Raw genomic sequence first — 20669 nt, 5'->3', positions numbered from 1 at the left:
CCGTCGCACACTACTCGACGTCCACCGGCGAACCCCCGGTCATCCGCACGAGCTCGTCGAACGTCGTCGGGAACACGGTGTGCGGATGCCCGCCCGCGGCCCACACCACCTCGTGCTTGCTCAGCCAGTTGTCCACCAGGGTCCGCACGGGCGCGGGGTGCCCGACCGGGGCCACGCCGCCGATGGGCTGCCCGGTGGCTTCCCTGACGAACTCCGGCGTCGCCCGGCGTACCCGCTCGACCCCCGCCGTACGGGCGATCAGCTCGACGTCCACGCGGTGCGCCCCACTGGTCAGCACCAGCAGCGGCGAGCCGTCGGCGTCGAAGATCAGGCTGTTGGCGATCGCGCCCACCTCGCAGCCGAGCTGCGCGGCGGCGGTCGCGGCCGTCGGCGCCTTCTCGGGCAGGACCACGATCTCGCCGGTGGCTCCCAGCGAGCGCAGGGCGCTCTCCACGACGACGGCGTTAGCAGGCAACTTCTCAGACATGGGGACACTCTAAACAGGTTGACGCCTCTATTACCCATTCCTGGTAAGTGGTGTAGGGTCCCCTGATCCGTTCTTTAGGAGAGGTGGTACGGGTGCGGGTTCGACGGCTGCCCGGGGTGGCTGCTCTTCTGACGGCCGGCGCGGTCGTCGTCTCGGGTTGCGGAACGCAGCACGCGGCACGGCAGGCGCAGGCGCCCCTGCCCGCGTCCCCGCCGGCCGCCGCGGCCCAGCAGGGGCCGTCCGCCACCGCCGAACGCGTCTCCGCGCCGCGCAAGACGCTCAGGCTGGGCGCCAAGGGCAAGGCCGTCACCTGGATGCAGAAGCGGCTGATCGAGCTCGGCTACCGCCCCGGCAAGACCGACGGCCAGTACGGCGGCACCACGCTGGCCGCCGTCTGGGCGTTCCAGAAGGTCAACGGCATCAAGCCGACCAGCACCGTCGCCAAGCGCACCTGGGAGGCGCTGGAGACGCCGCGCGCGCCGAAGGTGCTGGTGCCGAACGGCAAGGCGACCCGCGCCGAGGTCAACCTGACCAAGCAGATCATGGTCCTGTACGTGCGCGGCGAGGTGAAGCTGATCACCCACGTCTCGTCCGGCAGCGGCGTCCCCTACTGCGAGACCGCCGACTGGCAGGGCAAGGAGCAGCGCTTCTGCGGCTCGGCCCGCACGCCGACGGGCAACTACCGCACGACGTGGCGGGCCAGCGGCTGGCACAAGTCCTACCTCGGTGAGCTGTACAACCCGATCTTCTTCAACGGCGGCATCGCCTTCCACGGCGCGCTGTCGGTGCCGCTGTACCCGGCCTCGCACGGCTGCGTGCGGATGCCCATGAACGTGGCCGTCGAGCTGCCCGGGCTGCTGGGCAAGGGTGTCCCTGTGCACGTCAGGGGCGCGTACAAGCGTGCCTGAACCTGCATAACCTCCGCATAACCGAAATCGGTGACGGGCCGGTTATCCGTGCTCTGGTGAGCTTCCCCCGAACTCTGGGGGGATCTCATGACAACGGCTTTCCTGGTGCGTACGCCCGCGGCGCCCCGGCGCCCGAACGGGACGGGGACGCGGGTGTGGTGGCTGCTGGCCGCCGGCTGGGCCGCGCAGGTGGCGCTGCGGTTATGGCTGAACCGCTACCACGCGGCGCCCGTGGCGAACCCGGACGAGACCGGCTACCTCCTGGCCGCCCGCTGGCTCGCGGGCGGCGCGGCGGCCGATCTGTCCGGCTCGACCTTCTACCACGCCGGGTACGCGCTGCTGCTCGTGCCCATCTTCTGGCTGACCTCCGACCCCGAGTCGGCCTACCGGCTGGCCGTCGGGGTGGGGGCGGTGGCCGGGGCCTGCGCGTACCCGATGGCGTACGTGCTGCTGCGGCGGCTTCGGCTGGGCAGGCGGGCGGCGCTGGTGGTGGCCTTCGCGGCGGGGCTGTCGCCGTCGGTGCTGGTGTTCTCCGGCTTCGCGCTGGCCGACGCCGTCCTGCCGGTGGTCGTGCTGGGGTGGCTGGTCGCCCTGCACGACCTGGTCGCGGACGAGCCCGCACGGCGGCGGGTGTGGGCCGGGGGTTTTGCGGGGTCTGGGCGGCTTTGGGGCGGGGTCGAGGCGGGGTCTGGGCGGCGGCGGGTGTGGGCCGGGGCTGCGGCGGGCGGGCTGGCGGCGTACGCGATGGCCGTGCATCTGCGCGGGACGGTGATCGTGGCGGTGTGCCTGCTCCTGGCGGTCGCGCTGTGGCGCAGGCTGCCGCGTGCGGCCCTGATCGCGACGCTGGCCGCCGCCGTCGCGGGGGCGGTGGCGGGGGACGCGCTCAACGGGGCGCTGCGGGCCGCCCTCTACCCCCAGGGCCCACGTGACCTGTCGGCGCTGCTGGTGGAGCGCCTGACGAGCCTGGAAGGGCAGGCGTGGGCGCTGTCCGGGGCCGCCGGACAGCTCTGGTACCTCATCGCGGGCACGTGGGGCCTGGCGGGCGTGGGCCTGGCCGGAGCGCTGGCCCTGATGGCCCGCCGCAGCGCGCCGCTCGCGCCGCGCGTCCTGGCGGGGGTGCTGCTGGTCACGACCCTGGGCATCGCGTATGCCTCCTCCGCCGCCCTCCCGGACGAGCACCGCGTCGGCAACTTCGCCTACGGGCGTTACCTGGCGTGCGTCGCGGTGGCGTGGACGCTGGCGGGCATGCTCGTCCTGCTCCGCACGGGACGACGGGGCGTGGTGCGGCACGCGCTGGCCGCCGCCGGGCTGCTCGCCGTGACCGGCGGCATGACCGCCTGGTACGCGGGCGACCGCCTCCACAGCCACGCCTTCATCGCCTTCGACTTCCCCGAAGTGATCTTTCTCACCGGCGTCCCTGACGCCCTCGACCTGACCGCCGCCTCCCTGTCCGCGCTGGCGCTGCTGGCCTGCCTGGCGGCGGCGGCCCTGGTCCGGCGGCCCGCATGGCTCACCGCGGTCGTCCTGGCGCTGATCCACGTGGCGTTCGTCGCGCACCTGGCGCCCGCCCCGCCCACGCCCGGCCCCGACGGCCTGCCCGCGCCGTCACCGCCGGGCCGGGTGGCGGTGGAGGCCGGGGTGAAGTGGAACGTCTGGGTGCCGCTGTCGTACCGGGTGTGGTGGACCAGGATCGAGCGTTACCAGGGCACCCCGCCCGAGGGCGTCTGCACGGCCGTCGTCCCGCAGGACGCCGGGCCGCCGCCCGCGGGCTGGACGCCCACCGGCTCCGGGCACGGCTGGACGACCTGGACGCGCTGCGGGCCGAGGCGGGCGTAGAGCACGTGATCTACACCAGCCTGGCCGGGCCGGGGGGAGCGGCTGACGATCGCGCCGGCCCAGCGGTGGAACCGAGCGGCGGCACGTTCAGCTGCGCTCGTTGACCGGCGCCACGTCCGCGGCGGCGGCGGCGCGTTTGCCCTGTGCGGCGGCCAGCACCATCCCCACGGCCTGCGCCAGCCCTCCGGCCAGCAACAGCCAGGCCGTGTACGGCTGCCACGCGGGCAGCCCCGCCAGGAAGTCGGGCGACTCGTACAGGTTGGCCAGCAGCACGACGGGATTGAACAGCGCGACGCCGAAGCCCAGCGCGTACGGGACAATGAGGACACCCGACACCACGAGGATCAGCGTCCGGCCGCGTCTCTCGCGCTGTAACAGCACCCCGAACACGAGGTAGGCGACGGCGGCCAGGCCGACGACCGTCGCGGTCCACCAGGTCAGCCGCCACGTGTCCACGCCCAGCGAGGTCAGCCCCGACTCGTCGACGCCGCCGCCCTGCCAGCCGGGGCCGGCGAGCTGCGCGCGCACCGCCGCCCGGACGGCCACGTGGCCCGCGCCCGCGTACGCCGCCGCCAGCGCCGGCCCCAGAGCCAGCAGGACGAGCCCCGCCAGGCGACCGCTTCCCGCCATCCGCTTCCCCTCCCGCGACAGCCTTTCACCCATCCCGCGCTATCCGAGGGTGTGCAGGCCGGTGATCGTGACCTCGGCCGCGCGGCGCGCGATGACCCACAGGTCCGCCATCGACTGCTCCTGGTCGAGGGTGGCCATCACGGACAGCTTGATCGCCCCGATCAGCGCGCCCACCGCCGCCGCGGCGTCCGCCAGCGTCAGCTCGGGGAACGCCTCGTGCAGCGCCCTGGCCAGCCTGAGCTGCGTGTCGAACAGCATGAGCAGCGCGCGCGCCTGCAGTGCGGGCTCGGTGAGGATGAGCCGCACCCGCAGCGCCGCCTCCTCCGCCGTCAGATACTGGTACGCGGTGGCCTGCTCGAAGCTCTCCTCGATGACCCGCAGCAGCACGCCGGTCACCGTCTCGCCGGGCCGCCGGCTCTCCATCGCCGTGAGCGCCAGCTCCAGCCGGGACGCGGTGTCGTAGAAGACGACGTCCTCCTTGCTGGCGAAGTAGCTGAAGAACGTGCGCGTCGACACGTCGGCCTGCTCGGCGATCTCCGCGAGCGTGGTCTCCTCGAAGCCCTTCTCCTCGAACAGCCGCAGCGCCCCTTCGATCAGCGCCTGCCGCGTGCGCTGCTTCTTGCGCTCCCGGAGCCCTTCCACCATGCCGGAACTATACTGCACGTCCTTATTGTTTTCATCCATTGAAGTTTTGCATCAAGTGAGGTTTTCTGGAGGGGAGAGCTCGGAAAGGAGCGGAACATGTCACCGTTGACCCTGCCCACCGTCCGCCAGCGCCCGCTCGACCCGCCCGACGAGGTCACCGCCCTGCGCCAACAGGCGCCGATCCACCGCATGACGTACGCCGACGGCCACCAGGGCTGGCTCGTGACCGGCTACGCGGCGGCCCGCGCCGTCCTGGCGAGCCCGCACTTCAGCAACCGGCCCGAGCACATGCACCCGCCGATCCCGTCCGCCAGGATGGAGCTGGCCGCCCGGCCGGAGAAGTTCCGCGTGCCGCCCGGCTTCTTCCTGCGCATGGACCCCCCTGACCACACCCGCTTCCGCAGGCTGCTGACCGGGCAGTTCACGGTGCGGCGGATGAAGACGCTGGAGCCGCGCATCGAGGAGATCACCGAGGCCTGCCTCGACGCCGTGCAGGCCGCGGGGCCGCCCGTGGACCTCGTGCAGGAGTTCGCGCTGCCGATCCCGTCGCTGGTCATCTGCGAGCTGCTCGGGGTGCCGTACGAGGACCGCGACCGGTTCCAGGCCGACACCAAGGTGCTGGCCAGCCTCGACGCCAAGGCCGACGACGCCATCGCCGCGCTCGGCGGCATCTCGTCCTACCTGTACGGGCTCGTCCAGCGCAAGCGCAAGGAACCGGCCGACGACCTGCTCAGCGGGCTCATCGAGGGCGGGGAGCTGAGCGACGAGGAGCTCACCGGGGTCGGCGTCCTGCTGCTCGTCGCGGGGCACGAGACGACCGCCAACATGCTGGGGCTCGGGACGTACGCGCTGCTCACCAACCCGGACCAGCTCGCCGCCATGCGCGACGACCCGTCCGTGGTGGAGAACGGCGTCGAGGAGCTGCTGCGCCACCTCACGATCATCCACCTCGGCCCCATCCGCTCGGCGCTGGAGGACGTCGAGATCGAGGGCGTCACGATCGCCGCGGGCGAGAACGTCGCCATCCACCTGCCCGCCGTCAACCGCGACGCCGCCCGCTTCCCCGACGCCGAACGGCTCGACCTCACCAGGCCCGCCGGCGGCCACCTGACCTTCGGCCACGGCATCCACCAGTGCCTCGGCCAGCAGCTCGCCCGGGCGGAGATGCGCATCGCCTACCCAGCGCTGCTGCGGCGCCTGCCTGGCCTACGCTTGGCGGTAACACCCGAGGAGGTGCCGATGCGCTCGGACATGAGCATCTACGGAGTGCACCGCCTCCCTGTCACTTGGTAGGTCACGATGGAAATCAAGGCAGATACCACGGTGTGCATCGGCGCGGGCATGTGCGCGCTGACGGTGCCGAAGGTGTTCGACCAGAGCGAGGACGAGGGCACGGTCGTGCTGCTCCAGGACGAGCCTCCGCAGGAGCTGGAGGAGGCCGTGCGCCGGGCTGTGACCCTCTGCCCGTCCGGGGCGATCTCGGTCTCCTGACTTGACAACGCCCTGACAACACCGCTTCGCCGTCGCCGCATCCCTGACTCGCGGCGGCGGCTCTTTCGTGTACGCGGGGGTTCGTGACGCTTTCCCATCAACATCATCGAACCTATGTTCGTGGTTCGGTTGACAACCGGCCGTGATCGAAATTATGTTCGACCTAGTGACGGTGAGGCTCGCGGCTCAACGTCACCTGGGACCTGGTCGCGGGCCGTTCGCTTCCCCAAGCGATTCTCCCGCGGCCAGGCTCCTCGGGCGAAGGGCGCGTCCTCGTCGTCGGCGGAGACGAGTGGGCGTGTCCTGGCCGGACGGGGAGAGGGGAAGCTCCTCGTCCGGCCTGCCCGGCGGAAATGTCGGTGGCGTCTGCGATTGTTGGCTCCATCGGCGCGGAAGCCGGCGTCGCCCACGACTCCAAAGGAGGCGCGCAAGATGGCACCACGGCCTAGAGAAACGCCCGGGCCCCGGCTGTCGCCTGCGGTTCGGGCACACCTGACCGACTCACGTTCGTGCCTGGCGGAGGCGACCGGCGCTCGCACCCCGGCATCCCGATATGTGGCCGCCCACCTGGCGGCCCTGCGAGCGGCAGCGGCGATCCTCGCCGCCCGGCCCCGCCCCACCGAGGGGCGCCGCCGGCGGCTGCGCAGCGCGTGGGAGCTTCTGCCTGAGGCGGAGCCGTCGCTGGAGCAGTGGGCCACCTACTTCGCCACCACCGCCGCCAAGCGGGCCGCGGCCGAGGCGGGGATGGTGCGGCGGGTCAGTGCGGCGGACGCTGAGGAGATCTTGGCTGAGGCTGAGACGTTCGTGACGACCGTGGAGGGCATATTGGGGGTTCCGTCCCAGCCGCAACTGCCGGTGGATGTGCCGTTGGCGGGTTGAAGAGGGGTTCCTGAAGCGCGGTCTGCGCCCTGACGCGGCTCAAGGCTCACCTTGACGGCCTTCGCCCGCGTTCTGAGGCTCACCGCCACTGCTACGGGCTCGCCAACCGCGCCCGAGGCTGGCCACCGCGTCCGCGAGCCTGGTCATCGCGCCCTGAGGCTCACCGTCGCGTCTACGGGCCTGGCCGCCGCGTCCGCGTGCTCGCCACCGCGTTCTGCGGCTCGCCACCGGATTCCTGGGCTGCCATTTCGTCCTGAGGTCAGCCGCCGCATCTGCTTGGCCTGGCCACGCGTTCTGAGGCTCGCTGCCTCTACGGGCTCGCAACCGCGCCCGAGGCTGGCCCCCGCGTCCGCGAGCCTGGTCATCGCGTCCTGAGGCTCACCGTCGCGTCTACGGGCCTTGTCGCCGTGTCTGCGGGCCTCGCAAGCGCGCCCGAGGCTTGCCCATCGCGCCCGGGCCTGGCTTCGCGTCCTGAGGCCTGTCGCCGCGTCTTGGCTGCCCTGCCACCTCAGCCTGAGGGCCGCCACCGCATCACGGGTGCCCTGCCACGCTCGCCCGCTTCTCACCCGGCGCCGGTGCGGCGAGTCGGGGTGCGGCGATGCACGGCGCAACGTGGACGGCGCCCAGCACAGGGATACGGCCGACGTCCGGGCCGCTAGAAACTCCTCGACCGCAGCACCCGGAAAATGCCGATGGGCTCGCCGACGATGCGACGAGCCCCCGGTCGGAGCGGGCGACCTCAAAACCAGGACGACGAAGTCCCAAGACCCCGGACGGTCTCAGAACGTCAGAACGACTCCACGGCCCTGCGGGCCTCGGCGTCGAGAACGCCCCAGCTGATGAGCTCTTCGGTGAGCTCGCTCGGCGACTTGTCGTAGATCACGGCCAGGGAGCGCAGGTCCTCCTGGCGGATCGACAGCACCTTGCCGTTGTAGTCGCCACGCTGGCTCTGGATCGTGGCGGCGTACCGGGCGAGGGCGCCGGCCTTCTCCTTGGGCAGCGTCGCGAGCCGCTCCAGGTCGATCACAAGCTTGGGCGTCGGCCCGAGCGGGCTGGGGGCGGCTCCGCCCGGCAGCAGCTCGGATACGGGCACCCCGTAGAAATCGGCAAGTTCGGCAAGCTTCTGCACGGTCACCGCTCGGTCGCCACGCTCGTAGGAGCCAACGACTACGGCTTTCCACCTGCCACGCGACTTCTCTTCGACTCCATGCAGGGACAGGCCCTGCTGGGTGCGGATGGCGCGGAGTCGTGCACCCAGCGACTTTGCGTACTCAGACGGCATCGTGTGGCCCCCCGGCTCTCGTATGTATCGCTCTCAGTAGATTGTGCTCCCTTGCGGCGTATGCCCGGGCCACCGGGGGGTCTGGTGCCAGGCTCGGCACCATCGGTAGCCATGGCTCTGGGTTTACCCCAGAACGCCGCGCGGTGTGGTTACGCACAGTGACGGTAAAGGGGTGGACGCCTAAGGTCAAGCTGATTGGAAAAAAGATGCCGAATCCGGTCCGGTAGGGAACGCCACAATCGCACCTCATGTCCCACTGACAACGGTGACTTCGTCAGAGTTTGACGAGAAATTCCGGCGGTCAGGGCTCCCTGGTGAGAATCATGACAGGGCAGGTCGAAGCCCGGACGATCTTCATCGAGGTGTCCCCCAGGAACACCCGCCTCAGTGGCCCCGTGTCGCTGGAAGCGCATATGATCATCTCGCCGGGCAGCCACGAGGTCGTCCCGAGTGCCTGGGCCACGTTGCGGCCCTCCAGCACCTCGACCTCCACGGCCCGCCCCGTCGGCCGTCCCCGCGCCGCCGCGTGGAGGTCGGCCGCCGCCTGGTCGCGCAGGCGTACGAGCATCTCTTCCTCGATCCTCGCCCGCCTGCCGCTGCTGATCACCAGCGTCACCAGGCGCAGCGGCACGCCCAGCGCCGCGGCCGTCCCGGCCGCGTCCTTGACGGCCGCGTCACAGCCGGGGCCGCGCCGGTAGGCGACGGTCAGGCGGTCGAAGGCGGCCGGCGGCTGGTCGCCGTAGCCGCGCGGGGCGAGCAGGACGGGAACGGAGGAGGAGTGCAGGAGCTGGTCGGCGGTGCTGCCCACCGAGATGCGCCCTCTGCCGCTGCCCGACGCCGAGCCGATGACCACGACGTCGGCGCCCCGCCTGCGCGCCAGCTCCACCAGCCCGCGCCCGCTGCCCCTGTGCGTGTGCGCGACATACTCAGCGCCCCCACCACCCGGCTCGCCACCCGGTCCGCCTTTGAGGCCGCCGCCCGGCTGGCCGCCCGGTCCGCCTCTCGGCGCGCCTTCCAGCCTGCCGCCCGGGTTGGTGCCCGGCCCGCCGCGAGGGTCGCCGCCAGGGTCGCTGCCCGGCCTGTCACGAGGGTCGCCGCCGGGGCCGTCGCTGGGGCCGTCGCCCGGCCGGCTGTCAGGGGCGCCTTCCGGCTCGCCGCCAGGGCCGCCGCCTGGCTCGCCTTCCGGTCCGCCGCTGGGCCCGCCGCCCAGCCCGCCTTCAAGCCCGCCCCTCAGCTCGGTCACCAGTTCGCGGGCCTGGGCGAGGGTGGCGTCGGCCTGCTCGCGCAGGTAGGCGCGCCACGCGCTCTCCTCTGCCCTGGCGGGCCCAGGCGTCGAGCGGGCGGGCGGCTGCACGGTGGCCACGGTCAGGCGCGCGTGCGCCTGCTCGGCCAGCAGTACGGCAAGCGCCAGCCCGTCCCGCCCCCGGGGCCCGGGGACGTATCCGGCCAGCACGTCGTCGAGCCTCATTCAGCGCACCTCGTCGTTCAGCCGCGAATGGCGATAGCCGTACAGGAAGTAGCAGACCAGCCCCACGAGCATCCACAGCCCGAACGCCAGCCAGGTCACCCCCGCCAGCCCCGCCATGACGACCACGCACATGACGGCGCCCAGCACCGGCGTGACGGGGAACAGCGGCGTGCGGAAGCTGCGCGGCAGCTCGGGGCTGCGGTAGCGGAGCACGAGCACGCCGACGTTGACGATGGCGAAGGCGAACAGGGTGCCGATGCTGGTGGCCTCGGCGAGCTGTCCGAGGGGCACCAGCCCGGCCAGTACGGAGATGAACCCGGCCACGATGAGGGTGTTGGCGACGGGCACCTGCCGGCGCGGGTTGACCTTCTGGAAGACGCGCGGGATGAGCCCGTCGCGGGACATCGCGAACAGGATGCGGGTCTGCCCGTAGATGACGGTCAGCACGACGCTGGCGATGGCGATGACCGCGCCGAAGGAGACGATCAGGCCGGGCCAGGTGGCGCCCAGGGCCAGGTTGGCGACGTACGACAGGCTGGCCTCGGTGTTGTCGGGGTCGAACTCGGTCCACGGCATCGCGCCGACGGCGGCCAGCGCCACCAGGACGTAGACGACGGTCACGATGGCCAGTGACAGGATGATCGCCAGGGGCAGGTCCCGCTTGGGGTTCTTGGCCTCCTCGCCGGCCGTGGAGGCGGCGTCGAAGCCGATGTAGGAGAAGAAGACCTGCGAGGCGGCGGCCGTGATGCCGGCCACGCCGAGCGGGGCGAAGGGCGTGAGGTTGCCCGACTCGAACGCGGTGAACGTCACCACGCAGAAGAACAGCAGCACCGCGATCTTGATGAGCACGAAGAAGGCGTTCGCCTTGGCGCTCTCCGAGGCCCCGTGCAGCAGCAGCCAGGTGGTCAGCAGCACGATGACGATCGCCGTGAGATTGATCACTCCGCCGTCCTGGCCGGGGGAGCGGGTGATGGCGTCCGGCAGCGTGAAGCCGAACAGCGAGTACAGGAACGAGTTGAGGTACTCGCCCCAGCCCACGGCCACGGCCGCCACGGAGACGGCGTACTCCAGCATCAGGCACCAGCCGCAGATCCAGGCCACCAGCTCGCCCAGCGTCGCGTACGCGTAGGAGTAGGACGAGCCGGACACCGGGATCGTGCCGGCCAGCTCGGCGTACGACAGCGCGGAGAACAGCGCCGTGACGGCCGCCAGCACGAACGACAGCACCACCGCGGGCCCCGCCTTGGGCACCGCCTGCCCGAGGATCACGAAGATCCCGGTGCCCAGCGTCGCGCCGACGCTGAACAGCGTGAGCTGCCACAGCGACATGGTGCGCCGCAGCTCGCCGCCCTCGCCGTGCCCGCCCTCGGCCACGATCCGCTCGGTCGGCTTGGTACGCAGGAGCCGCCGGGTCAGCGTCATCGGGCACCCCCTACAGCGTGCTCGTCAGCGGCCACCGGCCGTTGGGTGTGACGATGGTGCCCGCGCAGCCACCGAGTATGCCTTCGGCGTCCTCCAGGCGGCCGATGGCGGCCATGTCGCCGGTCGTCTCCACGAACCGGCAGACCGCCTCCACCTTCGGCCCCATGGACCCGGCGGGGAAGTCGAGCGCCCGCAGCTCGTGCGGCGTGGTGTGGCCGATCTCGCTCTGCTCGGGGGTGCCGAAGTCCCGCATGACGCGCGGCACGTCGGTGAGGCTGAGGAAGGCGTCGCACTCCAGCGCCTCGGCCAGCATCGCGGTGGTGAGGTCCTTGTCGACCACGGCCTCGACGCCGGTCAGCCGGCCGCGCTCGTCGCGGACGACGGGCACCCCGCCGCCGCCGGCGCACACCACGATCACGCCCTCGGCCACCATCCGGCGGATCAGCCGGGTCTCGACGACGCGTTGCGGGGTGGGGGAGGGGACGACGCGCCGCCAGTGCTCGCCGTCCTGCCGCACCGTCCAGCCGTGCTCGGCGGCCAGCTTCTCGGCCTCCTCCCGCTCGTAGACCCGGCCGACGAACTTGGCCGGCTCGGCGAAGGCCGGGTCCACGGCCGACACGAGGGTCTGCGTGACCATGGCCAGCACCTGCCTGCCGGGCAGCGCGTTCTGCAGGGCCTGCTGCATCCAGTAGCCGATCAGGCCCTGCGTCTGCGCGCCGAGCGCGTCGAACGGGTACGGCCCGCTCAGGCCGGGGTCGGCGGCGCTCTGCAGGGCCAGCATGCCGACCTGCGGGCCGTTCCCGTGGGTGATGACCAGCTCGTGCTCGCCGGCCAGGCCGGCCAGCGCCCTGACGGCGGCCCGCACGTTGACGAGCTGCGCGTCGGCGTCGGGCCGCTGCCCGCGCCGCAGCACCGCGTTGCCGCCCAGCGCCACGATGACCCGCATGCCGATCCTCCTTCGAGACCGCCTTCTCAGACCGCGTCGCGCTCCAGCGGGCAACTCATGCAGCGCGGCCCGCCGCGCCCCCGCCCCAGCTCGCTGCCCCTGATCGTGATCACCTCGATGCCGTTGTCGCGCAGGTAGTGGTTGGTGGTGGCGTTGCGCTCGTAGGCCACGACCACGCCCGGCTCCAGCGCCAGCCCGTTGCAGCCGTCGTCCCACTGCTCCCGCTCGGCGGCGTAGACGTCCTGGCTGGGCGTCAGCACCTTGATGTCGGGCAGGTCGAGGGCGTGCGCGATGGCCTTGTGCATGTCCTCGGGCGGGTGGTCGGTGACCTTCAGCTCCTTGGACGTCTCCCCGGGCTCGATGGTGTACGCGGGCAGCATGCCGAGACCGGCGTACTTGGTGAACACGCCCACGTCGAGCATCGTCATCACGGTGTCGAGGTGCATGAACGCCCGCGCCTTCGGCATGTCGAGCGCCACGATCCGCCGCGCGGACCCGGCCGTGAACAGCCGCTGCGCCAGCATCTCGACGGCCTGGGGCTGGGTGCGCTCGCTCATCCCGACCAGCACCGCGCCCCGCCCGATGACGAGCACGTCGCCGCCCTCCATGGTGGCGGGGGCCACCGACTGGCCGGGCATCCAGCAGTGGTAGCCGCCCTGCCCTGGCCGGTCGAAGCCGGCGGCGAACGTCGGGTGGTACATGTAGACGGCCTCCATGTTGACCGTCTCCCGCATGCGGGCCTTCTTCTTCATCGCGTTGATGGACACGCCGTCGTAGATCCAGCACGAGGTGTCGCGCGTGAACAAGTGGTTGGGCAGCGGCGGCAGGATGAAGCCGTCCTCGCCGGTGGCGTGGAAGGTCACCGCCTTGGGGTCGCAGCCCATGGAGACCAGCTCGCGCTTGGTGATGCCGCCGGTCAGGTAGACCTGGAGGGTGGCCGCGTCCATCCCGTCGAGGGTGTTGCGGATGTCGTCGATGGCGACGGGGCCGAGCCAGCGCTCGTCGATGACCGCGTCCAGGATGTGCTTGCGCGCCTCGGGGATGTCGACGGTCTCCCTGAGCAGGTCGGCCAGCAGGTGGACGCGGATGCCGCGGCTCGTCAGCACCTGCTGGAACTCCTCGTGCTCCTCGACCGCGCGCTGCACCCAGAGCACGTCGTCGAAGAGGAAGGCGTCCTTGCTGGTGGGCGTCAGCCGTTTCAGTGCCAGGTCGGGCCTGTGCAGCAGGACCTGCCGCAGGTGCCCGACCTCGGAATCGACATGGAACGTCATTTGTGCTGTATCCCCCTCAAAAGAGCGGAAGTCACGCTCGACCGCCGCCCCGCGCGCCGGGTGATCGTGCCCGGCGCGAACCGCGCCGACACCGCGCGGCGCGGGAAATTACCCGATCCGGAAGGTTCCCCGGGCCGCGGGCGCCGGTGGGAGGCGCTCGCGTTGTACCTGGTAGCCCCTGGTACTGTGTGTCCCGACCAACACCCTTTTAAGACCCGTCCCGTGAGGCGGGAAAGGTGGTGAGCTTCGCCATGTCCACATCCGCGGACGACTCCAGGGCCGTGCTGGAGGCCCCGGACATCCACCGGGCGCTGACCCGGATCGCGCACGAGATCCTCGAGCGCACCAAGGGCGCGGGCGACGTCGTCCTCCTCGGCATCCCGACCCGCGGCGCCACGCTGGCGCGCCGGCTCGGCGACCGCATCGAGCAGTTCGAAGGCGTCAAGATCCCCGTCGGCTCCATCGACATCACCATGTACCGCGACGACCTGCGCAGCGGGCCCGTTCGGCCGCTCGGCCCCACGGAGCTGCCCCCCGACGGCATCGACGGCAAGGTCGTCGTGCTCGTGGACGACGTCCTCTACTCCGGCCGCACCGTGCGCGCCGCGCTCGACGCGCTCAACGACCTCGGCCGGCCCACCGCCGTGCAGCTCGCCACGCTGGTCGACCGCGGCCACCGCGAGCTGCCCATCCGCGCCGACTACGTCGGCAAGAACCTGCCGACCGCCAAGAGCGAGAAGGTCAAGGTCTACCTCCAGGAGACCGACGGCCGCGACGCCGTCCTGCTGATGAAGGGGGGCGCCCGGTGAACCGGCACCTGATCTCGGCCGGAGACCTGGCCAAGGACGACGCGCTGCTCATCCTCGACACCGCCGAGGAGCTGGCGAGGGTCTCGGAACGGTCCATCAAGAAGCTGCCCACGCTGCGCGGGCGCACCGTGGTCAACCTGTTCTTCGAGGACTCCACGCGCACCAGGATCTCCTTCGAGGCGGCAGCCAAGCGGCTGTCCGCCGACGTGATCAACTTCTCGGCCAAGGGGTCGAGCGTGTCCAAGGGCGAGTCGCTCAAGGACACCGCGCTGACCCTGGAGGCCATGGGCGCCGACGCGGTCGTCATCCGCCACGGCGCCTCAGGCGCGCCGCACCGCCTGGCCAACTGGGTGCGCGGCAGCGTCGTCAACGCCGGCGACGGCACCCACGAGCACCCCACTCAGGCGCTGCTCGACGCCTTCTCCATGCGCCGCCGCCTGGGCGGCCTGGAGGGCCGCAGGGTCACCATCGTCGGCGACGTGCTGCACAGCCGCGTCGCCCGCTCCAACGTGCTGCTGCTGCACACGCTCGGCGCCGAGGTCACCCTGGTCGCGCCGCCCACGCTGCTGCCCGTCTCCGTCGGCACCTGGCCGTGCGAGGTCTCCTACGACCTCGACGCGGTGCTGCCGAAGTCCGACGCGGTGATGATGCTGCGGGTGCAGAAGGAGCGGATGAACGCCGCGTACTTCCCGAGCGAGCGCGAGTACTCCCGCCGCTACGGCCTCGACAGGGACCGGTTCGCGAAGATGCCCGACGAGGCGATCGTCATGCACCCGGGGCCGATGAACCGGGGCATGGAGATCGCCGCCGAGGTGGCCGACTCGGCGCGGTCCACGATCGTCGAACAGGTCGCCAACGGTGTGACCATCCGCATGGCCGTCCTGTACCTGCTGCTCGGGGGAGAGACCGCATGATCATTCGCAACGTGAGGATCCTGGGCGGCGAGCCCGTGGACATCCGCGTCGCCGACGGGGCGATCGCCGAGATCGGCCCCGGCCTGGCGGGCGAGAACGCCGTGGACGGCGCGGGCGCGATCGCGCTGCCCGGCCTCGTCGACCTGCACACGCACCTGCGCGAGCCGGGCCGCGAGGACGCCGAGACCGTGCAGACCGGCACCCAGTCGGCCGCCCGCGGCGGCTACACCGCCGTGCACGCCATGGCCAACACCTCGCCCGTCGCCGACACCGCCGGCGTGGTCGAGCAGGTGTGGCGGCTGGGCCGCGAGTTCGCCCACTGCGACGTGCACCCGGTCGGCGCCGTCACCGTCGGCCTGGAGGGCAAGCAGCTCGCCGAGCTGGGCGCGATGGCCGACTCCGCCGCCCGCGTGCGGGTCTTCTCCGACGACGGCAGGTGCGTGGACGACGCGGTGCTGATGCGCCGCGCCCTGGAGTACGTCAAGGCGTTCGACGGCGTCGTCGCCCAGCACGCCCAGGAGCCCAGGCTCACCGCCGGCGCCCAGATGAACGAGGGCGTCGTCTCCGGCAGGCTCGGCCTGACCGGCTGGCCCGCCGTCGCGGAGGAGGCGATCATCGCCCGCGACTGCCTGCTGGCCGCGCACGTCGGCTCCCGGCTGCACGTCTGCCACGTCTCCACGGCCGGCTCGGTCGAGATCATCCGCTGGGCCAAGTCCAAGGGGTGGAACGTCACCGCCGAGGTGACCCCCCACCACCTGCTGCTCACCGACGACCTCGTGGAGGAGTCGCCGGTGGGCGCCTACAACCCCATCTACAAGGTCAACCCGCCGCTGCGCACCCGCGCGGACGTCGAGGCGCTGCGTGCCGCGCTGGCCGACGGCACGATCGACATCGTGGCCACCGACCACGCGCCCCACCCGGTCGAGGACAAGGAGACCGAGTGGTCGGCCGCCGCCATGGGCATGGTCGGCCTGGAGACCGCGCTCAGCGTGGTCCAGGAGGCCATGGTCGAGACCGGGCTGCTCGACTGGGCCGGCCTCGCCCAGCGCATGTCCGTCGTGCCCGCCCGCATCGGGCGGCTCGCCGGGCAGGGGCAGCCGCTGGAGGTGGGCGCCCCGGCCAACATCACGCTGTACGACCCGTCCGCGCGCACGAAGGTCGATCCGTCCGCCTTCGCGTCCAAGAGCAGGAACACCCCGTACGAGGGGATGACGCTGCCCGGCAGGGTAGTGGCGACGTTCCTGCGCGGCAGGCCGACCGTTCTCGAAGGGAAGCTGGTTTGAACACTGCGGTGCTCGTCCTGGAAGACGGCCGCGTCTTCCACGGAACCCCATACGGCGCCGAAGGCGAGACGTTCGGCGAAATGGTCTTCAACACCGGCATGACCGGCTACCAGGAGACCCTCACGGATCCGTCCTACCACCGGCAGATCGTCGCCATGACGGCGCCGCACATCGGCAACACCGGCGTCAACGACGAGGACCCCGAGTCCGGGCGCGTCTGGGTGGCCGGCTACGTCGTGCGCGAGCCGTCCAGGGTGGTCTCCAACTGGCGGGCCAACCGCTCGCTCGACGACTACCTCAAGGAGCAGGGCGTGGTCGGGATCGCCATCCCCGGCACCCGCGCGCTCACCCGCCACCTGCGCGAGCGCGGCGCCATGCGCGCCGGCATCTTCAGCGCGCCCGAGGCGCCGGTCGAGGAGCTCGTCGAGCGCGTACGGCGGTCGCCCCGCATGGAGGGCGCCGACCTGGCCGGCGAGGTCGCCACCGGGCAGACCTACGTGGTGCCCCCCATCGGCCCGAGGCGCTACACGGTCGCGGCCGTCGACCTGGGCATCAAGGGCATGACCCCGCACCGGATGGCCGAGCGCGGCTGCGAGGTGCACGTGCTGCCCGCCGACGCCACCTACGAGCAGATCATGGCGGTCGAGCCCGACGGCGTGTTCTTCTCCAACGGTCCTGGCGACCCCGCCACCGCCGACGTGTCGGCGCTGCAGGGCGTGCTGGAGTCCAAGGTGCCGTTCTTCGGCATCTGCTTCGGCAACCAGCTCTTCGGGCGGGCGCTCGGGCTGTCCACGTACAAGCTGCGCTACGGCCACCGGGGCGTCAACCAGCCGGTGCAGGACGTGCGCACCGGCAAGGTGGAGATCTCCGCGCACAACCACGGGTTCGCGGTGGAGGCGCCGCTCGACGGGCCGTTCGAGACGCCGTACGGGCAGGCCGAGGTGAGCCACGTCAACCTCAACGACCGCTGCGTGGAGGGGCTGCGGCTGCTTGACGGCCGCGCCTTCAGCGTCCAGTACCACCCGGAGGCGGCCGCGGGGCCGCACGACGCCGCCTATCTGTTCGACGAGTTCTGTGAGGTCATGAGCCGTGCCCAAGCGTGAGGACATCAGGTCAGTCCTGGTGATCGGCTCGGGGCCGATCGTGATCGGCCAGGCGTGCGAGTTCGACTACTCGGGCACCCAGGCGTGCCGCGTGCTGCGGGCCGAGGGCTTCCGCGTGATCCTGGTCAACAGCAACCCCGCCACGATCATGACGGACCCGGAGTTCGCCGACGCCACGTACGTCGAGCCGATCACCCCCGAGTTCGTCGAGAAGATCATCGCTAAGGAGCGCCCGGACGCGCTGCTGCCCACGCTGGGCGGCCAGACCGCGCTCAACACCGCCGTGGCGCTGCACGAGTCGGGCGTGCTCGACAAGTACGAGGTCGAGCTGATCGGCGCCGACTTCGACGCGATCCAGTCGGGCGAGAACCGCGAGAAGTTCAAGGAGATCGTCGCCAAGGTCGCCCGCGAGCACGGCCTCAACGCCGAGTCGGCCAGGTCGGCCATCTGCCACACCATGGACGAGTGCCTGGCCGCGGCGGGTGAGCTGGGCTACCCCGTCGTCGTGCGGCCCTCGTTCACGATGGGCGGCGCGGGCTCCGGCTTCGCGTACACGGAGGAGGACCTGCGCCGCATCGGCGGCGCAGGGCTCGACGCCTCCCCGACCACCGAGGTGCTCCTGGAGGAGTCCATCCTCGGCTGGAAGGAGTACGAGCTGGAGGTCATGCGCGACAAGGCCGACAACGTCGTCATCGTCTGCTCCATCGAGAACATCGACCCGATGGGCGTGCACACCGGCGACAGCGTCACCGTGGCGCCCGCGCTGACCCTGACCGACCGCGAGTACCAGAACATGCGCGACGTCGCCATCGCGGTCATCCGCGAGGTCGGCGTCGACACCGGCGGCTGCAACATCCAGTTCGCGGTGGACCCGCGCACCGGGCGCATGATCGTCATCGAGATGAACCCGCGCGTGTCGCGCTCGTCGGCGCTGGCCTCCAAGGCCACCGGCTTCCCGATCGCCAAGATCGCGGCCAAGCTGGCCATCGGCTACACGCTCGACGAGATCCCCAACGACATCACCAAGGAGACCCCGGCCTCCTTCGAGCCGACGCTCGACTACATCGTGGTGAAGGTGCCGCGCTTCGCGTTCGAGAAGTTCAGGGGCGCCGACCAGACCCTCACCACGCACATGAAGTCGGTGGGCGAGGCCATGGCGATCGGCCGCTCGTTCCCCGAGGCGCTGCAGAAGGCGCTGCGCTCGCTGGAGAAGAAGGAGTCCTCCTTCACCTGGGCCGGCGACGTCGCGCCCAAGGACGACCTGCTCGACGCCTGCCGCACCCCGCACGACGGCAGGCTGCGCACGATGCAGCAGGCCATCAGGGCCGGCGCCACGCCCGAGGAGCTGTACGAGGCCACCAGCGTCGACCCGTGGTTCATCGACCAGCTCTTCCTGCTGCACGAGGAGGCCCAGGCGGTCGGCGCGGCCGACGACCTGACCGCCGAGGTGCTCGGCCGGGCCAAGCACCTGGGCTTCAGCGACCTGCAGATCGGCGAGATCCGCGGCATCGACGAGGCCAGGGTCCGCGACCTGCGGCACGCGCTCGGGCTGCGGCCGGTCTACAACACGGTCGACACCTGCGCCGCCGAGTTCGCCGCCAAGACGCCCTACCTCTACTCGACCTACGACGAGGAGACCGAGGTCCCCGCGGGGGAGCGCCAGAAGGTCATCATCCTCGGCTCGGGCCCCAACCGCATCGGGCAGGGCATCGAGTTCGACTACGCGTGCGTGCACGCCTCGTTCGAGCTGTCGCGGGCCGGGTTCGAGACCGTCATGGTCAACTGCAACCCCGAGACCGTCTCGACCGACTACGACACCTCCGACCGGCTCTACTTCGAGCCGCTCACGCTGGAGGACGTCCTGGAGGTCGTGCACGCCGAGCAGCAGACCGGGCCGGTCGCGGGCGTGATCGTGCAGCTCGGCGGCCAGACGCCGCTCGGCCTCGCGCAGGCGCTCAAGGACGCGGGCGTGCCCGTCGTCGGCACCTCGCCCGAGTCCATCCACCTGGCGGAGGAGCGCGGCGCGTTCGGGCGGGTGCTGGCCGAGGCCGGGCTGCCCGCGCCCAAGCACGGCACCGCGCTGACCGTGGCCGAGGCGCTGGAGATCGCCGAGGAGATCGGCTACCCGGTGCTCGTGCGGCCCTCGTACGTGCTCGGCGGGGCCGGCATGGCCATCGTGTACGACGAGCAGACGCTCACCACGTACATGGCGGCCCAGGAGGGCGGCCACCCGGTGCTCGTCGACAAGTTCCTCGACGAGGCCATCGAGATCGACGTGGACGCGCTCTACGACGGTGAGGAGCTGTTCCTGGGCGGCGTCATGGAGCACATCGAGGAGGCCGGCATCCACTCCGGCGACTCGGCATGCGCCCTGCCGCCGATCACCCTCGGCGGCGCCGACATCAAGGCCATCCGCGCCGCCACCGAAGGCATCGCCGCCGGGGTGGGCGTGCGCGGCCTGCTGAACGTCCAGTACGCCATGCACGCCGGAATCCTGTACGTGCTGGAGGCCAACCCGCGCGCCAGCCGCACGGTGCCGTTCGTGTCCAAGGCCACCGGCACCCCGCTGGCCAAGGCGGCGGCCAGGGTGATGCTCGGCACGTCGATCGCGTCACTGCGCGAGGAGGGCATGCTGCCCGCCGAGGGCGACGGCGGCACACTGCCGCTCGACGCGTCGATCGCGGTCAAGGAGGCGGTGCTGCCGTTCAACCGCTTCCGCGGCGTGGACATCGTCCTCGGGCCCGAGATGCGCTCCACGGGCGAGGTCATGGGCATCGACGAGTTCTTCGGCATCGCCTACGCCAAGTCGCAGGCGGGCGCCTACGGGCAGCTCCCGACCAAGGGACGCGCGTTCGTATCCGTGGCCAACAGGGACAAGCGTGCGATGATCTTCCCTGTGAAGGCGCTCGCGGATCTCGGATTCGAGATCCTGGCCACCGAGGGGACCGCCGAGGTGCTGCGCCGCAACGGTGTCCATGCCAAGATCGTGCGAAAGCACAGCGAGGGGACGGGTCCCGGAGGTGAGCCCACGAGCGTGCAGGCCATTCTCGACGGCGAGGTCGACCTGATCGTCAACACGCCCTTCGGCAGCCCCGGCCAGTCGGGGCCGCGGCTCGACGGCTACGAGATCCGCACGGCCGCCGTGCTGCGCGGCATCCCGTGCATCACCACGGTCTCGGGCCTGGCGGCCGCCGCGGCGGGCATCCAGGCGATCGTGCGCGGCGACGTCGGCGTACGGTCTCTCCAGGAGCACGCACAGGCACTCCGGGGCTGACCCCGCACGGGAGGTGAAGAC

At 71.5% G+C, this 20669-nt stretch carries 18 protein-coding genes; 10 read left to right on the top strand and 8 right to left on the bottom strand.

What is annotated here, in order from left to right; translation table 11 throughout:
- Nucleotides 1-10 precede the first annotated feature (10 nt).
- Complete coding sequence (locus ABD331_RS13300; RefSeq protein ID WP_344474167.1) at nt 11-487, bottom strand: YbaK/EbsC family protein; 477 nt, start codon at nt 485-487, stop codon at nt 11-13.
- Nucleotides 488-579: 92 nt separating this feature from the next.
- Between ABD331_RS13300 and ABD331_RS13295 the strand changes: the two genes are divergently transcribed.
- A complete protein-coding gene (locus tag ABD331_RS13295; RefSeq protein WP_344474165.1) occupies nt 580-1395 on the top strand; it encodes a L,D-transpeptidase family protein in 816 nt (271 codons plus the stop codon).
- A gap of 87 nt (nt 1396-1482) precedes the next feature.
- Nucleotides 1483-3231, top strand: coding sequence for a hypothetical protein (locus ABD331_RS13290; RefSeq protein ID WP_344474163.1), 1749 nt, complete (start codon nt 1483-1485; stop codon nt 3229-3231).
- An 87-nt stretch (nt 3232-3318) separates the two neighbouring features.
- Here ABD331_RS13290 and ABD331_RS13285 read toward each other — a convergent pair whose 3' ends face one another.
- Together ABD331_RS13285 and ABD331_RS13280 are read right to left on the bottom strand one after the other, a co-directional pair.
- Complete coding sequence (locus ABD331_RS13285; protein ID WP_344474161.1) at nt 3319-3861, bottom strand: hypothetical protein; 543 nt, start codon at nt 3859-3861, stop codon at nt 3319-3321.
- A gap of 39 nt (nt 3862-3900) precedes the next feature.
- Nucleotides 3901-4506 (bottom strand): TetR/AcrR family transcriptional regulator, encoded by a 606-nt coding sequence (locus ABD331_RS13280; RefSeq protein WP_344474159.1) that lies wholly within the window; start codon nt 4504-4506, stop codon nt 3901-3903.
- A gap of 96 nt (nt 4507-4602) precedes the next feature.
- Between ABD331_RS13280 and ABD331_RS13275 the strand changes: the two genes are divergently transcribed.
- From ABD331_RS13275 to ABD331_RS13265, 3 genes are all read left to right on the top strand, one after another.
- A complete protein-coding gene (locus ABD331_RS13275; protein ID WP_344474157.1) occupies nt 4603-5799 on the top strand; it encodes a cytochrome P450 in 1197 nt (398 codons plus the stop codon).
- Between the two features lie 6 nt (nt 5800-5805).
- Nucleotides 5806-5997 (top strand): ferredoxin, encoded by a 192-nt coding sequence (locus ABD331_RS13270; RefSeq protein WP_148434761.1) that lies wholly within the window; start codon nt 5806-5808, stop codon nt 5995-5997.
- A gap of 114 nt (nt 5998-6111) precedes the next feature.
- Complete coding sequence (locus ABD331_RS13265) at nt 6112-6876, top strand: SAV_6107 family HEPN domain-containing protein (RefSeq protein ID WP_344474156.1); 765 nt, start codon at nt 6112-6114, stop codon at nt 6874-6876.
- A gap of 787 nt (nt 6877-7663) precedes the next feature.
- Here ABD331_RS13265 and bldD read toward each other — a convergent pair.
- The 5 genes from bldD to ABD331_RS13240 all read right to left on the bottom strand — a co-directional run bounded on the left by bldD (nt 7664) and on the right by ABD331_RS13240 (nt 13265).
- Entirely contained in the window at nt 7664-8158 is a 495-nt protein-coding gene (gene bldD / locus ABD331_RS13260) for a transcriptional regulator BldD (RefSeq protein ID WP_026214021.1), read from the bottom strand.
- Nucleotides 8159-8459: 301 nt separating this feature from the next.
- Entirely contained in the window at nt 8460-9626 is a 1167-nt protein-coding gene (locus ABD331_RS13255; protein ID WP_344474154.1) for a universal stress protein, read from the bottom strand.
- The gene (locus ABD331_RS13250; protein WP_344474152.1) at nt 9627-11048 is read right to left on the bottom strand and encodes an amino acid permease; all 1422 of its coding nucleotides are present in this window, start codon (nt 11046-11048) and stop codon (nt 9627-9629) included.
- A 10-nt stretch (nt 11049-11058) separates the two neighbouring features.
- Nucleotides 11059-11994 (bottom strand): carbamate kinase, encoded by a 936-nt coding sequence (gene arcC, locus ABD331_RS13245; RefSeq protein ID WP_344474150.1) that lies wholly within the window; start codon nt 11992-11994, stop codon nt 11059-11061.
- A gap of 26 nt (nt 11995-12020) precedes the next feature.
- Nucleotides 12021-13265 carry an arginine deiminase gene (locus ABD331_RS13240; RefSeq protein WP_344474148.1) on the bottom strand — a complete coding sequence of 415 codons (1245 nt, stop codon included), beginning with the start codon at nt 13263-13265 and terminating at the stop codon, nt 12021-12023.
- 251 nt (nt 13266-13516) lie between these two features.
- Between ABD331_RS13240 and pyrR the strand changes: the two genes are divergently transcribed.
- The 5 genes from pyrR to carB are packed head-to-tail and all read left to right on the top strand — an operon-like array spanning nt 13517 to nt 20648.
- Nucleotides 13517-14074 carry a bifunctional pyr operon transcriptional regulator/uracil phosphoribosyltransferase PyrR gene (gene pyrR / locus ABD331_RS13235; protein WP_344474146.1) on the top strand — a complete coding sequence of 186 codons (558 nt, stop codon included), beginning with the start codon at nt 13517-13519 and terminating at the stop codon, nt 14072-14074.
- Nucleotides 14071-14988: an aspartate carbamoyltransferase catalytic subunit gene (locus tag ABD331_RS13230; protein ID WP_344474143.1), complete on the top strand. Its 918-nt coding sequence runs from the start codon at nt 14071-14073 to the stop codon at nt 14986-14988. The genes pyrR and ABD331_RS13230 overlap by 4 nt, the downstream gene beginning before the upstream one ends.
- On the top strand, nt 14985-16271 hold the full coding sequence (locus ABD331_RS13225) for a dihydroorotase (RefSeq protein ID WP_344474141.1): 1287 nt from the start codon (nt 14985-14987) through the stop codon (nt 16269-16271). The genes ABD331_RS13230 and ABD331_RS13225 overlap by 4 nt, the downstream gene beginning before the upstream one ends.
- Nucleotides 16268-17374, top strand: a complete 1107-nt coding sequence (carA, locus tag ABD331_RS13220) for a glutamine-hydrolyzing carbamoyl-phosphate synthase small subunit (protein ID WP_344474140.1) — start codon at nt 16268-16270, stop codon at nt 17372-17374. The genes ABD331_RS13225 and carA overlap by 4 nt, the downstream gene beginning before the upstream one ends.
- Nucleotides 17361-20648: a carbamoyl-phosphate synthase large subunit gene (gene carB / locus ABD331_RS13215; RefSeq protein WP_344474139.1), complete on the top strand. Its 3288-nt coding sequence runs from the start codon at nt 17361-17363 to the stop codon at nt 20646-20648. The genes carA and carB overlap by 14 nt, the downstream gene beginning before the upstream one ends.
- Nucleotides 20649-20669: the final 21 nt, after the last annotated feature.

The organism is Nonomuraea monospora (genome assembly GCF_039531895.1).
Taxonomy (GTDB): Bacteria; Actinomycetota; Actinomycetes; order Streptosporangiales; family Streptosporangiaceae; genus Nonomuraea; species Nonomuraea monospora.
Note: the sequence above shows the minus strand (reverse complement) of the source record. Positions and strands in the feature narration are given on the sequence as shown.

Coding starts and splice junctions, on each gene's coding strand:
- ABD331_RS13300 (WP_344474167.1), bottom strand. CDS start 487: ATGTCTGAGAAGTTGCCTGCTAACGCCGTCGTCGTGGAGAGCGCCCTG.
- ABD331_RS13290 (WP_344474163.1), top strand. CDS start 1,483: ATGACAACGGCTTTCCTGGTGCGTACGCCCGCGGCGCCCCGGCGCCCG.
- ABD331_RS13285 (WP_344474161.1), bottom strand. CDS start 3,861: ATGGCGGGAAGCGGTCGCCTGGCGGGGCTCGTCCTGCTGGCTCTGGGG.
- ABD331_RS13280 (WP_344474159.1), bottom strand. CDS start 4,506: ATGGTGGAAGGGCTCCGGGAGCGCAAGAAGCAGCGCACGCGGCAGGCG.
- ABD331_RS13275 (WP_344474157.1), top strand. CDS start 4,603: ATGTCACCGTTGACCCTGCCCACCGTCCGCCAGCGCCCGCTCGACCCG.
- ABD331_RS13270 (WP_148434761.1), top strand. CDS start 5,806: ATGGAAATCAAGGCAGATACCACGGTGTGCATCGGCGCGGGCATGTGC.
- ABD331_RS13265 (WP_344474156.1), top strand. CDS start 6,112: ATGTTCGTGGTTCGGTTGACAACCGGCCGTGATCGAAATTATGTTCGA.
- bldD (WP_026214021.1), bottom strand. CDS start 8,158: ATGCCGTCTGAGTACGCAAAGTCGCTGGGTGCACGACTCCGCGCCATC.
- ABD331_RS13255 (WP_344474154.1), bottom strand. CDS start 9,626: ATGAGGCTCGACGACGTGCTGGCCGGATACGTCCCCGGGCCCCGGGGG.
- ABD331_RS13250 (WP_344474152.1), bottom strand. CDS start 11,048: ATGACGCTGACCCGGCGGCTCCTGCGTACCAAGCCGACCGAGCGGATC.
- arcC (WP_344474150.1), bottom strand. CDS start 11,994: ATGCGGGTCATCGTGGCGCTGGGCGGCAACGCGGTGCTGCGGCGCGGG.
- ABD331_RS13240 (WP_344474148.1), bottom strand. CDS start 13,265: ATGACGTTCCATGTCGATTCCGAGGTCGGGCACCTGCGGCAGGTCCTG.
- pyrR (WP_344474146.1), top strand. CDS start 13,517: ATGTCCACATCCGCGGACGACTCCAGGGCCGTGCTGGAGGCCCCGGAC.
- ABD331_RS13225 (WP_344474141.1), top strand. CDS start 14,985: ATGATCATTCGCAACGTGAGGATCCTGGGCGGCGAGCCCGTGGACATC.